At 69.0% G+C, this 13,476-nt stretch carries 12 protein-coding genes and 1 pseudogene; 7 read left to right on the top strand and 6 right to left on the bottom strand.

The annotated features are described in order from the left end of the window. Window positions 1-126 precede the first annotated feature (126 nt). On the top strand, window positions 127-945 hold the full coding sequence (locus SALPAC2_RS0108030) for an HAD family hydrolase (protein WP_018216143.1): 819 nt from the start codon (window positions 127-129) through the stop codon (window positions 943-945). Beyond that, window positions 932-1,633 carry a 2'-5' RNA ligase family protein gene (locus SALPAC2_RS0108025; RefSeq protein ID WP_018216142.1) on the top strand — a complete coding sequence of 234 codons (702 nt, stop codon included), beginning with the start codon at window positions 932-934 and terminating at the stop codon, window positions 1,631-1,633. Before SALPAC2_RS0108030 ends, SALPAC2_RS0108025 begins: the two co-directional genes overlap by 14 nt. Before the next feature lie 29 nt (window positions 1,634-1,662). Here the strand turns inward: SALPAC2_RS0108025 and SALPAC2_RS0108020 are convergent, their stop codons facing one another. The 3 genes from SALPAC2_RS0108020 to SALPAC2_RS0108010 form a co-directional block, all read right to left on the bottom strand. Beyond that, window positions 1,663-2,886: an MFS transporter gene (locus SALPAC2_RS0108020; RefSeq protein WP_050563176.1), complete on the bottom strand. Its 1,224-nt coding sequence runs from the start codon at window positions 2,884-2,886 to the stop codon at window positions 1,663-1,665. 86 nt (window positions 2,887-2,972) lie between these two features. Next, on the bottom strand, window positions 2,973-3,545 hold the full coding sequence (locus tag SALPAC2_RS0108015) for an ArsR/SmtB family transcription factor (RefSeq protein ID WP_018216140.1): 573 nt from the start codon (window positions 3,543-3,545) through the stop codon (window positions 2,973-2,975). A 193-nt stretch (window positions 3,546-3,738) separates the two neighbouring features. Next, window positions 3,739-4,446, bottom strand: a complete 708-nt coding sequence (locus SALPAC2_RS0108010; protein WP_018216139.1) for an HAD family hydrolase — start codon at window positions 4,444-4,446, stop codon at window positions 3,739-3,741. Between the two features lie 287 nt (window positions 4,447-4,733). Between SALPAC2_RS0108010 and SALPAC2_RS0108005 the strand changes: the two genes are divergently transcribed. The 3 genes from SALPAC2_RS0108005 (at window position 4,734) to SALPAC2_RS0107995 (ending at window position 7,162) form a co-directional block, all read left to right on the top strand. Beyond that, complete coding sequence (locus SALPAC2_RS0108005; RefSeq protein WP_026184525.1) at window positions 4,734-6,062, top strand: MFS transporter; 1,329 nt, start codon at window positions 4,734-4,736, stop codon at window positions 6,060-6,062. A 71-nt stretch (window positions 6,063-6,133) separates the two neighbouring features. After that, entirely contained in the window at window positions 6,134-6,739 is a 606-nt protein-coding gene (locus SALPAC2_RS0108000; RefSeq protein WP_018216137.1) for a TetR family transcriptional regulator, read from the top strand. A 33-nt stretch (window positions 6,740-6,772) separates the two neighbouring features. Further along, a complete protein-coding gene (locus tag SALPAC2_RS0107995) occupies window positions 6,773-7,162 on the top strand; it encodes a hypothetical protein (protein WP_018216136.1) in 390 nt (129 codons plus the stop codon). A gap of 59 nt (window positions 7,163-7,221) precedes the next feature. On the opposite strand, the pseudogene SALPAC2_RS24650 reads toward SALPAC2_RS0107995, so the two are convergent. Further along, a pseudogene (locus SALPAC2_RS24650) lies at window positions 7,222-8,606 on the bottom strand (chitinase). A gap of 155 nt (window positions 8,607-8,761) precedes the next feature. Here SALPAC2_RS24650 and SALPAC2_RS0107985 point away from each other — a divergent pair. Together SALPAC2_RS0107985 and SALPAC2_RS0107980 are read left to right on the top strand one after the other, a co-directional pair. After that, window positions 8,762-10,156, top strand: coding sequence for an MFS transporter (locus SALPAC2_RS0107985; protein ID WP_018216132.1), 1,395 nt, complete (start codon window positions 8,762-8,764; stop codon window positions 10,154-10,156). 214 nt (window positions 10,157-10,370) lie between these two features. Further along, window positions 10,371-10,871, top strand: a complete 501-nt coding sequence (locus SALPAC2_RS0107980) for a VOC family protein (RefSeq protein WP_018216131.1) — start codon at window positions 10,371-10,373, stop codon at window positions 10,869-10,871. 119 nt (window positions 10,872-10,990) lie between these two features. On the opposite strand, the gene SALPAC2_RS0107975 is transcribed toward SALPAC2_RS0107980, so the two are convergent. Together SALPAC2_RS0107975 and SALPAC2_RS0107970 are read right to left on the bottom strand one after the other, a co-directional pair. Further along, complete coding sequence (locus tag SALPAC2_RS0107975; RefSeq protein ID WP_026184523.1) at window positions 10,991-11,485, bottom strand: DinB family protein; 495 nt, start codon at window positions 11,483-11,485, stop codon at window positions 10,991-10,993. Between the two features lie 60 nt (window positions 11,486-11,545). After that, window positions 11,546-13,471 carry a chorismate-binding protein gene (locus SALPAC2_RS0107970; protein WP_018216129.1) on the bottom strand — a complete coding sequence of 642 codons (1,926 nt, stop codon included), beginning with the start codon at window positions 13,469-13,471 and terminating at the stop codon, window positions 11,546-11,548. Between the last annotated feature and the right edge of the window lie 5 nt (window positions 13,472-13,476).

The following is a 13,476-nucleotide window of genomic DNA, read 5'->3' as shown; positions in this document are numbered from 1 at the left end:
CTATACGGAATAAAGAAGACTTATTCGTACAAAGGTGGGTTGTCGGTAGCGTGACCTGCCGCTCCGGTGACCGCGTAGGCGGCAAGTCGGTCGGTAACTGGCAGGACAGGTGCTACAACGACTTACGTGACAGCCAGCGGCGAGCGAACACCCTCCGTCGAGCACGGTAACCACACCGGACCGGAGTCTGCTCACGGTGCGCCCGGTGCCGCTGGCTCGCTGCTGGTGCTCTGGGACATCGACGGCACCCTGATCGACAACGGTGGGGTGAGTAGGGAGGCGTACGCGTTGACCTTCACCCGGCTGACCGGCCGGCCCCCGGAGCACCCGATTGTTCCCGCGGGCAGGACCGATCCCGCGGTCCTGCGGCTCGTGCTGCGACAGCACGGCATCGACGCCACGCCGGACGTGATGGAACAGGCGGTTGACGTCATGAACAGGGTCTTCGAATCGTTCACGTCGCGGCTGGCCGAACGGGGACACGCCAAGATGGGGGCACAGGCGGCCATCGCGGCGTTGGCCGGGCGGGGTGACGTCGTCCAGTCCGTGCTGACGGGAAACACGCGGCACAACGCCCAGATCAAGGTTTCCGTATTCGGGTTGGCCGGCGCCCTCGACTACGAGGTGGGCGCGTACGGCTCGGACACCGAGGTGCGTGCCGACCTGGTGCCGGTCGCGCGAAGGAAGGCCACGGCGAAGTACGGGATCCCGTTCCCGCCGGCCCCCACGGTGCTGATCGGGGACACCCCACGTGACGTCAGGGCTGGCCGCTCCAGCGGCGCATTCACGGTGGCGGTGGCCACCGGCGAGTACGGTGTCGAAGCACTGGCCGCCAGCGGAGCCGACGCGGTTCTTCCCGACCTCCGAGATACCAGCGCCGTGGTCGATGCGGTGCTCGGGGCGTGGCGCGACCGGCCCGGGAGGCCCACCGATGAGACCGGTTGAGGGCGCCGAGGACCGCCCGGACGAGTACGAGTACATCCGGTCGGATTGGCACCGCTATCGACGGCTGGACCGGCTCGTCAACCACTGGGAGCGGCCCGGCTGGGAGGCGGGCCGCCGCTCCTACCACTGGATTGTTCGGTTTGACGAGCGCCCGGCGGTCCAGCGGCTCGCCGAGCGCTGTCAGGCCCGGCTGGGGCACCTGGAAACCCTGGATCTGGTTCCCGTCGCGAGTCTGCACCTGACCGTGCAACGGGTCTCCTTCACCGACGAGATCACCAGCTCGCAGGCGCTCGCGGTGGCCGCCGCGGCCAGCGAGCGGTGTGCGTCCATCCGGCCTTTCGCCGCGACTGTCGGCCCCCTCACCGGATCGGCGAACTCAGTCTTCCTGAGCGTGGGCCCGCACCGGCCCTTCCACCTCCTCCGGCACGCCGTGGTCGCCGCGACCGCGCACGTGCGAGGAGCCGAGGCCGTACCTGCCCAACCCACGAGCTTCGATCCACACGTCAGCATCGCCTACAACCGTCGACCCACCGTCGCGAAACCGGTCATCGAGCAGGTGGCGACCATGCGGTCGATCCCGCCGGTAACGGTCCAGGTCGAGACCGTCAGCCTGGTCGAGCTGCGGCGGGACGGGCACACCTACCTCTGGCGGCAGATCGCGGCCGTTCCGCTGGCGGCGCGGGGATAGCGCGCCGAGGCTACTGCGCGCAGCGGGCTTTACGTCGAGGCAGGGGATCGATGTAGTAACGCGCTGGCTTCGGTGCCGTCGCCGGTCCCGCCCGACAGGCGCCGGGCCGGCAGGGTCAGGACCAGCACGACCGCGAGCACCGGAATCGCCGCAGCGATGAGAAAGGCCGTGCCGGCGTTGGTGTGGCTGACCAGCACGCCGCCGAGAGCGTAGCCGCCGGCGCCGCCGAGACCGGTCGCGGAAGCGAGCCACGTGAACGCCTCGGTCCGGGAGCGCGCGGGCGCGAGAAGACCGCAGATCGTGGCCAGCGTGGTCGCTGCCGGGGAGATCGCGAGTCCGGCCAGGAACATCAGAGGATAGAGGACCGCGAGGTTCTGACCGGTCAACAGGGTGCAGAATCCGAGGCCGGTCAGGCCCAGTAGGACTGCGCACTGGCGCCGGATACCTCCGGGCCAGTCCCGCGCGCCGAACGCGAGCCCTCCCACCACGCTCCCGGCCGCCCAGACCGCCAACAGCACTCCCGCTGCGGACGCCGACCCGACTTCGGTTGCCCGGGCGATGACCCCGACCTCGATGAACCCGATCGCCGCCATCTGCATCGCCACGATGGGCAGGAGGGGAGCGAGTGCCAACAACCCGCGGTCCAACAACCCGTGGCTTCGGGTGGTCGCCCGATTGTGCTCACCCTTCGACCAACCCGCCTTGGCGGTGAAGAGCCCGGTGCCGACCAGACTCACGACGGCAGCGATAAGCAGCGCGGTCCCGGGCGAAGCCACTACCACCAGTGCGGCGACGAGCGCGGGACCCCCGATGAACATGACCTCCGCGCCGATCGTGTCCAGGCTCAGGGCGCTGGTCCGCTCGCTCGGCTTGCCGAAGCTGCGGATGAACACGGAGCGGATAGCCGCGCCCAGCGGCGGGGTCGACCCGCCAGCGACCGCTGCGAGCAGCCAGATGAACGGCGCGGGCAGCACGACGAGGGCGATGATGCCCGCCGCATTGATCGCCGCCGCGATGACCAGCACGGACGGCCCCCGGCGGTCGACCATCCGGCCGATGACGACGAAGCCGAAACTCGCGGCAACCGCATAGCTGGCCACCACCGCGCCCGCTGCCCCCAATCCGCCGAGGTGGTGTTGGGCGAACAGGAGCAACGCGAGCGGGACCATGGTCTGGGTGAGGCGTGCGATCAGCGAGCCGAGGAACGCCCACCGAACCGTGCGGTGCGAGACCACCACGAGGTACCGACGCATTCCGACGGGGCCGGCCACCGGCGGCGCGACGGTCTGGTCCGGCGCGCCGGTCTGGTCCGGGGCGGCGGTCTGGTCCGGGGCGGGACTCACGCCTGCCTTCCTCCGGGCATGGTTTGCGGGAACCCGTAGAGGATCAGTCGGACGGGCTCCTGCGCCTCCGAGGACGCGAGTTCGGCGCGGCGCACATGCTCCCGGGTGATCGACTCCACTGCCAGCCCCCAGGCGTGCAGTTCGGCGGGCGACATCAGCGCGGTGCGGCTGTGCATCGTCACCGACGAGTTCCACCCGGCGTGACGCTCGTCGTGCCCGGCCACGAACTCCTGTAACAGGGCCTGGTCCCGGTGCAGCCGGACGCGCATGAACTGCTCCTGCGCCGTCTCCATTTCCGGGTCATCCGTCGGCACGTCCGCCAAGGGCACGTCGGTCTCCCCGGTTGCCCGTCGCCAGGGGCGCTCCCGAAGGCTGGCGCCCTCCACCACGGCCGGCTCGACCAGGCCCTGCGCGGCGAGGATGCGCAGGTGGTAGGAGCAGGTCTTCGGGGTGAGGCCGAGCAGCGTGGCACTTTCACTCGCCGTCAGCGTGTCCCGTACCCGAAGCAGGTCGAGGAGAGCCAGACGGGTCGGATGTGCCAACGCCCGCAATCCCTCGAGCGTGGCCACCGATCGTGTTGTGGAAGACATGTTCCGGAACACTACTTCCGATCTCGAGAGGCGACAAGTTCGCTACGAAGAGTCGCCGCCGACCGGTCTGCAGCAGGTCCGGGACTACTCACCATTTCGTGGCGGGGCCTGGCCTAGCCCGGTCAACGGTCACGTGCTACGTGGCGTACCGCCCCGGCGACCCCTGGGGATGTCATGAGAGTCCGCCGTTCCCGACCATCTGGAGGACTGTTCCCAGGCCGTGAACCGGGCCTTTGGTCTGCGGCAGGATCAACGTGCGAATGTTCAGGGAAACTCCGCCGACGTCGTCCCTGGGGCTGTCGCCGACCATCAAGGTTTGGCTGCCTGGAACGTTGAGCAGTTCCAGCGCGCGGGCAAAGATCGCCGGGTCGGGCTTCACCAGGCCCACCTCGAAGGACAGCACCACGCCGTCGAGTAGGCCACTCACGCCAGCCCGGTCGAGGAACGAATGAATGTCCAGCCCAATGTTGGATAGCACCACGGTTCTGATGCCGCGCGACCTAAGTTCTTGAAGTACGGGGAGGGTGTCGGCGAACGGCACCCACTGATCCGTCATCACTGCGTACAGTGCGGCGATCAGATCGGGCTTAATGCCGGGATACAGCGAGACCGTCCGGTTGAAGACGTCCCAATGGCGCTCCCGGCTGAGATCGCGTTCGCTTCCCGGGTCGATCGTGTGGGCATGCTGCCAAAGCTGGTCAAGATGCGCACACAGGCCCGTGATCTGGCTGGCGCTCAGATCCGGCGCCGCGTTTCCCTCCTCCGCCAGATGGCGGAGAGCGGCCTCGACCCAACGACTGGCGTCGCCGCCCTGGACCAGCGTGGAGTGGAAGTCAAAGATGACCCCCTTGATCGGTTCGGGCGCCTTGTTGATAAGCATGCCGCAGCCTATCCGCCGCGCGCCCTCGGCTCCGCGTCAGACTTGGTCCATCTTGGCTGAGGTGTGACGGGCGGGCGAGGGGCGCGGCGAGCGGCGGGGCGGGAGCACATACCGCGCGGTCGGCGCACCGCAGGTTCGACAGCGGGACAGCCACGACGCAATCGCCCGCTGAACGTACTTGTTAAGGGCTGTCTGTTGCACTCCCTTGGCATTAGCGGCATTGTCGCATTCAACTTTCGCCGGTAATCTCCTCGGCGGCGGAAATTCCGGAAGGGGATCGATTAATCGTGCGTGCGCTGCTGGGTAATCGCGCCTATCGGAGGCTTTTCGCTGCCCAGATAGTCGCGCTCCTCGGCAGTGGTTTGGCGACAGTGGCGCTCGGGCTGCTCGCCTATGACCTTGCGGGCGCGCGGGCCGGAGCGGTCCTCGGGACCGCATTGACGATCAAGATGGTCGCGTACGTGTGCGTGTCGCCGCTGGTGGGAGCGGTTCTGGACCGGGTGCCGCGGGGCGTGGTGATGGTGGGCGCAGACCTGGTCCGGTGCGGAGCCGTCCTGCTGCTGCCGTGGGTCGACGCGGTCTGGCAGATCTATCTGATCATCGCGGTGCTGCAGGCCGCGTCGGCCACTTTCACGCCCACCTTCCAGTCCGTGCTCCCGGATATCATTCCGGATGAGGAGCACTACACGAAGGCGCTCGCCGCGTCGCAGCTTGCCGTCTCCCTGGAGAATATCGCCAGCCCGGTTGTCGCCGTCGCGTTGCTGCTCGTTCTGAAGTTCAATCTTCTGTTTGTGGGGACGGCCGTGGGATTCCTCGTCTCCGCGCTGTTTGTCGGCGCGGCAACGGTGCCCAGGGCGCAACGTAGCAGCCGGGTCCGGTTCTCCGAGCGCCTCTTCGCCGGGGTGCGGATGTTCGCGGCCGCGCCGCGATTGCGGGCGGTGCTGGCGCTGAACATGGTCGTCGCCGGCTCTGGTGCCATCACCCTGGTCAGTACGGTCAACGTGGTGCGCGACCTGCTGAACGCCACCGAGGCGCAGGTTCCACTCCTGCTCACCGTCTCCGGCCTCGGCAGCATCGCGGCGGCGCTCGGCGCGCCGCTGCTGTTGCGCCGACGCGAGGATCGAGGTGTGCTGCTCATCGGCACTGGCACGGCTCTGCTCGCCCTCTCCGGGGCGCTGCTGCTGCCGACGGTGCCGTCCTGGCCGTTGGCGATGGGTGTCTGGCTACTCATCGGTTTCGCCGGTGGCCTGATTGTCGTCACGGTCAACCGGGTGTTGCGTGCCTCCTCGGCTGCCGCCGACCGGCCAGCGTTGTTCGCCGCCCAGTTCTCCCTGTCTCACCTCTGCTGGCTGCTCACCTACCCGCTCGTCGGCTGGGTCGGCGCGGGGGCCGGCTTGCCCACGGCGTGGGCGCTCCTGGCGGGCTTGGTGCTAGTGGCGGGACTCGCCGCCGGCCGGCTCTGGCCCGCTGGCCTTCCCGACGTTCTCCGGCACCAGCATGGCGTGAACGCTGATCGCGCGCACCTGGTCGACGCCGAGTGGAATGGAGTGGCGTGGGTGCACACCCACCGGGTGACGATCGACGTCAATCACACACGCTGGCCGCAGCCGGTGTGAGTAGTTAATACGAGCATGGTGATCATCGCGATAGCTGGACATTAATCGAACGTTCGTTTAGTCTGGGTAGCGTGTCCGATGAATCGCCGCCGAGAGGCGACAAGTCCGCCACGAAGAGCCGTATCCTTGCTGCCGCAATCACGCTCTTCGCCGATCAGGGTGTAGCGGGCACCGGGGTCCGTGCCATTGCGGCGGCAGCCGACGTCCACCCCTCACTGATCATTCATTACTTTGGTACGAAGGACGGGCTGCGGGTGGCCTGCGACAAGCATGTCGCGGCCTTCGTGCGGGAGCACAAGCAGCAGGTGATGCGGGCCGGCAGAATCGACCCGGCGGAGCTGCGGGATCTGAGTGACGGGCCGCCGCTACTGCGATACCTGGCCCGGGCGCTGGCCGACGGCTCCCCGCACACGGCCGCGCTGGTAGACGAGATGGTCAAGGACGCGGTCGACTACCTCGCCGAAGGAGTCGCGTCGGGCTTGATCCGACCGACGGATTATCCCTACGAGCGGGCGGCGCTCCTCGCGATCTGGTCCCTGGGGGCACTCGCACTCCACGAACATGTGCAGCGGCTGCTCGGGGTCGACCTGACCAACCTCGATGGTGGGGCGGCGGTGGAGTCAGCCTACGGGCAGATGGCGTCGGAGCTACTCGGTAAAGGAATCTTTCGCACCTGATCAATCGATGCTCACACCCCTGAGGCGGCGAACATGGACCTGACCCAGACGCTCGGCAAAATCCTCTCGCTGTATCTGTTGACCTCCGGAGTCGCGTTTATCGTGGCCACCCAGTTCTATCTGCGACTCACCCAACGGGCCGACCGGTCGGATCTGATGGCGGTGAACATCTCCGGCATGATGCACCTCTTCGTCGGCTTCGGCGTACTGGTCACCCACTTCGAGTGGGGTGGCGTGCCGGAGGTGCTGGTGACCCTGCTGGGAGTCTTCTTCACCCTGCGCGGTATCAGCTACTACTGGATCCCTCAGCTGGTGCTGCGGTCGGCGGAACAAGGGCGCGGGTCAGCCCAGGGGCTTCGGGTGATGGGGGTCGGCTTCATCGGCTACGGCGCGCTCCTGGGCTACCTCAGTTTCTTCGGCTGAACCAGTACGGGAAGCGTGTTGGGTCGGTGCCGCCCAATCTGGCGGCACCACTCCGTACGTCAGGGCAGGGTGTCCAGGTGCGGGCCAACCGTCTGCGCGAAGCTGTCGCCGTTGGTCACGTCCCAGTTCACCGACCAGGTCATCGCGCCCCGCAGCCCCGGGTAGGTGCGGGGCGGCTGGAAGCTGCCGCAACTCGTACCCCTGGTCAGGCAATCCAACGCGGCGTTGACCACACTGGGTGCGACGATCCCCCCACCGGCCGCGCCCGGGCCGGCGGGCAGGCCCAGCCCGACCTGGTCCGGCCGCAGCCCCGCCTCCAACTGGATGCAGGCCAACGCGACGATGAAGTTCACCGTTCCCTGGCTGTAGGCGAACCGCTGGTCGCAGCCGAGCATTGCGCCGGAGTTGTAGAACTGGGTATTTACCACCGTCAGGATGTCCTGGATGTCGAGCGCCAGTTTGAAGTAGCTGCTGGCTGGGTTCTGCATGTCGATGGTTTGGGGCGCCATCGCGATGATCAACCCAGCCCCGACTTGGGCCCGCAGGGACCGGAGGGCCTGCGCCATGTAGGTGGGATTGAGGCCGTTCTCCAGATCGATGTCCACCCCGTCGAAGCCGTACTGCTGGATGAGGGCGTACACGGAGTCGGCGAAGGCGACCGCGGAGGCCGCGTCGTTGACGGTAACCCGTCCGGTCTCGCCGCCGACCGAGATGATGACCTTCCTGCCCTGGCTCCTGAGGTCTGTACGTCGGCCGAGAAGTCCGCGTCGGTGTAGCCGCCAAGGGCGGCGGAGAGGCCCGGATCAACGGCGAAGGTCACCTCGCCGGGGGTGGCGGTCGCCTCGGCGAAGGCGACGGCGACCACGTCGTACTCGGCGGGGACCTCCCGCAGGCGCAGCTCGACCGCCGGGTTGTCGAAGTTGTGCCAGTAGCCGGTGAGGATGTGCGCGGGCAGGTCGTCATCCGGGGGAGTGGTGGTGGGCGGCGGGCTGGTCGGTGGGCTGGTGGTGGGCGGCGCGGTCGTTGGTGGTGGTGGCGTGGTGGGCGGCGGTGCACCGCCGCACTCCGCGCCGTTGAGCTGGCAGTTGGTCGGCGAGCCGGGTCCGCTGCCGATGAAGCCGAAGGAGACCGAAGCGCCCGGCGCGATGGTGCCGTTCCAGGACCGGTTGCTGAAGGTGTACCGCTGGCCGGCGGAGTGCAGCAGCGCTTCCCAGTAGGTGCCGACCGTCGTGCCGGCGGGCAGGTCGAAGGCGACGCTCCAGCCGGTCACGCTGCTGCTGCCGCCGTTGGTGATCGTGTATCTGCCCTCCCACCCGGTGCCCCAGTCGGAGACCTTGGCGAAGGAAGCGGTGGGGCCGGCGGCGTACGCCGGTTTCGCCAGCCAGGCCGCGCCGAGCGCGACGGTCAGGACGGTGACCAGGATCAGGGAACTGGGACGCTTCATGGGAGCCTCCACGCCTGGACAGGCAGCTGCCGGTAGCTACGTCGTCACACCGTCCTATTATTAAGACTGTTAACTATTTATGTCTAGGGGTGGCCGTGTCGCGCTAGCTGCAGGTGAGGTGCGCCGCCGCGGAACAAGGAAGACATTTCGTATAAATGGTACGGTTCGGTGTGTCGTTCCGTCCGCGTCTGCCCTGGTCCCGCAGCCAGGGTGACGCATCGGCGGGGGAGGCGGACCGGCCGCGGCGCGAGCTGACCATGATCGCGGCCGCTGCCTGCATCTTCCTCGTGCAGCTGGACTTCTACGCGTTGAATCTCGCCCTGCCGACCATGGCGGCGGAGTTGGGGACGACCACCACCGATCTGCACTGGGTGGTCAGCGGCTACATCCTGGCCCAGGCGGCGTTCCTCCTCCCCGGTGGCAAGCTCGGCGACATCCTCGGGCGCCGCCGCATGCTGCTGGTCGGCCTGATGATCTTCGGGGCCGCTTCGCTCGGTGCCGGTCTGGGCTCCGACCCGGCGATCGTGATCGCTTTCCGGGCCGTGCAGGGGATGGGATCGGGCATCGTGTTCCCCCTCGCCTTCGCGGTGATCACCGAGGCATACCCGGGGAAGCGGGCGAAGCGGGCGATCGGCAACGCCTACGGCATCGGGGCGGTGGCGCTGGCGCTGGGGCCGCTGCTCGGCGGCGGGGTCACCGAGTGGCTCAGCTGGCGCAGCGTGCTCCTGGTTAACGTGCCGCTCTGCGTTGTCGCCATCGTCGCCAGCGTCGCCTGGCTGCCGGAGTCGCGGGACCCCACGGTGTCGCGGGCGATTGACCTGGCTGGTCTGGTCGTGGTGGTGCTCGGGATCCTCGCGGTCACCGTCGCGGCAGACCGGATGAACGCCTGGCGACCGGTGGTGGCCACCGCCCTCGCCGTCGGTGGGCTGGTGCTGCTGGCCGCGTTCGTGCTCCGGGAACGGGCCGCCAAAAGTCCACTGGTCCGGCTGGATCTCTTCCACGACGTCAGGTTCGTGGCCGTGACCCTGATGGGGCTGGTCGCCAACATCGCCTTCGTGGTCACGATCTTCGCCACCACGATCCATCTACAACAGGTCCAGGGCTACTCGCCGTTCGTCGCGGGCCTGGCGGTCCTCGCCGCCTCGATCAGCGGTGGCCTCGCCGGTCCGTTCGCGGGTCGGCTCAGCCAACGGGTCGCGGTGCGTCGGTTGATCGCCGCGGCCACCCTGGTCGGCGCGGTCGGCCTGGTCGTGGTGGCCTTCGGCGGTGAGATCGTGCCGTACCTGATCGGTCTGGCCATCGCCGGGTTCGGCTACCGGACCGGGCTCACCCTGACCAACCTGGGCACGCAGGCCATGGTCCCGGCCGAGCGGGCCGGCGAGGCATCCGGGACCACGCTCTCGATCCTCTCCGCCGGCTCGGGCATCGCGATCGCGACGGTCGGCACGCTGATCGAGCAGGGCGACCTCGCTGCCGGCATCATGCGAGTTCTCCTGGTAGTCGCGGCCGGTAGCGCCGTGGCCGCGCTGCTGCTGGTCCGGATCCCCTGACCCGCCCGACCGGGCTACGCCGCTGCCCGGGTGGCCAAGGGTGACTCCGCGGCTGCCCCGCCGACAGCACCCGAGCACTCTGAATCCAGACGCCAGCAGAACATCCCCACCCCCAAACCAGCAAGATCAACGCATTCGGGCCAAAGACGACGCCGATCACTCATTGACGGATTCAGGTTAAGGTCCTCTCGTGCCGCACCGGAGGGGAGATCCGATGATCGAGAAGACCGTTATCCGGCCCGTGCCCGAGGGCTACCACGCCGTCATGCCCTGGCTTATCTCAAGCGACACCGCCCGCCTCATCGACTTCCTCGTCGGGGCGTTCGACGGCCAGGAGCTGGCGCGGCTGCACAACGAGGACGGCAGCGTCTCGCACGCCGAGGTACGCGTCGAGGGCTCCGTCCTGCTCATGTTCGACGCCCGGCCGCACTGGCCCGAAACCCCCGCCTTTCTGCGGCTCTACGTTGCCGATGCGGACGCGGCTTTCGCCCGGGCGCTGCACGCCGGCGCCACTCCCGTCACGGACATCACCTACCTCGCGTTCGGGGACCGGATCGGGCGGGTCCGGGACCCCCTCGGCAACGTGTGGTGGATCCAGGAACGGATGGAGGAGCTGGACCTCGAGGAGATGAATCGGCGTGCTCAGCAGCCCGAGTACGCCGACGCGATGCGCTACGTGCAGAGCGCCGAACTGGTGCAGCCGCGCCCGTCCTGACCGCTCCGCCGCCGATCAGGTGAGGTTCGAGGCGGACTGACTCGCTGAAGGCGGGGTGCGCCTCGGGGCTAGCCGTTCCGGCTGACCAGCGGTTGTGGCAGCTGGTAGCCGCCACACGATCAACGGCCGGTGGCGCCGTCGATGAGTTCGCGAAGGACGTCGGCGTGCCCGGCGTGCCGGGTGGTTTCGCTGGTCATGTGAGCCATTACCCAGCGAAGCGTACGGGGCTCCTCGTTCACGGACTGGGCCGTACGGACGTCGAGGTCACCAGCCGCGCGGATGTGCACGTCGCTGTCGGCCACCGCGGCGCGGTAGTCGGCAATGACCTGTTCGGCAGGCTGATCATCCGCGACAACCATGTCCATGTTGGCTTCGGCGTACCGGGGGTCGCCGGCCACTGTGTATCCGAACCAGTACCGCTCGGCGCCGGTCAGGTGCTGGACCAGCCCGAGCAACGTCGTATCGGACACCACCAAGCGGCGTCGCAACTTCTCCTCGTCCAGCCCTTCCAGCTTTTTCAGGACGCAGGACCGGCTGAAGGACAGAAACGCCAGTGCCGTATCCGTTTCGCTGTCGTCGTTGAACGGCACAGGTTCGCGCTGTGACTCGAGCACGGGCACGACCCTACCGTCACCCGCGCCGGCAAGCACTCCCACATCGTCAGCGGCACCCGCTCATCGGCAGATCCGGACGCCGCCGGGTCGACCAACACGGCCCGCCGCGGGCAGCAGGTCGTCCAACAGGTCGGCGAGAACATCCACGCCGTCCGGGCTGAGCACCGACTCGGGGTGGAACTGCACCCCGGCCACGCTGGCGCCGCGCAGCGCGTGTACCGCACCGCTCGTGTCGTCCCGGGCCACCTCCACCGGGCCGTACGGGGTGGGCAGGCGATCGGTGTCCGCTCGGGCGGTGAAGGTCGAGTAGAAGCCGACCCGCCGCTGGACGCCGAAGATCTCCACCTCCCGCTGCAGCCCCTGGTACGGGGCGTCCCGGCGGTGCAGGGGCAGCCCGAGTAGCCCGCAGAGCAGCTGGTGGCCGAGGCAGACCGCGAGGGTCGGCTGGCCGGTGGCGAGGAGTTCGGTGAGCAGCCGGCGTAGCGCCGCCATCTTCGGCTGGGTCAGCGCTGCCGGGTCGCCGGGCCCCGGTCCGACCACCACCAGGTCGTATCCGTCCCGCGGGCCGGGCGCGTCCCACGGCCGCACGGTAACGCTGAGGCCGAGTGCCCGTAGCTGATGGGCAAGCATGCCGGTGAAGGTGTCCTCCCCGTCCACGATCAACGCCCGGCGGCCGGTGAGCCCGGGACGGCCGGGGGCGTCCGCCGGCCGCTGATCCAGCCAGAACCGGGCCAGCGGCGCGTTGCGGGCGGCCAATGCCGCGCGTACCTCCGGGTCGTCGGCGAGCCGGGGCACCGCCCCCGCGGCTGCCGCGGGCGCCTGCGGGCCGAGGCCCAGCGCGGCGAGCACCCCGGCGGCCTTGGCGTGGGTCTCCGCGACCTCGCCGGCGGCGACCGAGTGCCGGACCAGGGTCGCCCCGACCGACACCCGCAGCTCACCGGTGGGGGAGAGCTCGGCGGTACGGATCAGGATCGGGGCGTCGAGGGTCTGCCGGCCGCTCTCGTCCCGACCGAGCAGCGCCAGCACCCCCGCGTAGTAGCCGCGCCCGGTGCGCTCGTGCCGCGCGATGACCCGGCACGCGTTCTCCATCGGGCTGCCGGTCACCGTGGGGGCGAACATCGTCTCCCGCAGCACGTCGCGGACGTCCTTGGAGCCCCGCCCCGCCAGCAGGTACTCGGTGTGGGCGAGGTGGGACATCTCCTTCAGGTACGGGCCGACCACCTGGCCTCCCCGCTCGGCGACCGAGGCCATCATCTTCAGCTCCTCGTCGAGGACCATGTACAGCTCCTCGGTCTCCTTCGGGTCGGCGAGGAAGCGCAGCAGGTCAGCCCGGTCGGCAGCGGCGCCGGTGTGGCGGAAGGTGCCGCTGATCGGGTTCATCAGGACCAGCCCGTCGGTCACGCTGACGTGCCGCTCCGGGCTCGCCCCCACCAGCGTCCGGGTGCCGGTGTGCACGACGAACGTCCAGTAGGCGCCGCGTTCGCGCAGCAACAGCGAGCGCAGCGCCGCCAGCGCCGCCCGCAGCGGCGCACCCTGCACGGTGGCGTGCAGGGTGCGGTGGATGACGAAGTTGGCACCTGCTCCCTGGCCGATCTCGTCGGCCAGCACCCGGTCAACGGTGGCCGCGTACTCCTCGTCGGAGCTGTCGAAGCCCGCGTTCTGGGTGACCACCGCGCCGTCCGGCAGTGCCGCCAGCGCCGCCGGGAGGTCAATCTCCTCGTGCCGGTCGATCACCAGGCACTCCAGCGGGGCGCCGTCGTCAACGCAGTCGAAGCCCCGTTCGATCACCTGCCGGTAGGGCACCAGCGCGAGGGTGGCGGGCCCCGCTGCTCCGGTCGGCAGCGGGATGTCGGCGAGTCGTTCCACCACCCGTACCGACCCGGTGTAGAGGTCGAGGTGGTCGGCGCCTTCGCGGCGGACGAGCGCGAACGGGCCGGGGTCGGTGCCGGCTGCGACGGCGGCGAGTAGCGGGGGAAGGTGGGTCATCGGGT

This window comes from Salinispora vitiensis (genome assembly GCF_000378825.1).
Classification (GTDB): Bacteria; Actinomycetota; Actinomycetes; order Mycobacteriales; family Micromonosporaceae; genus Micromonospora; species Micromonospora vitiensis.
This window is presented reverse-complemented; position numbering and strand designations above follow the sequence as displayed.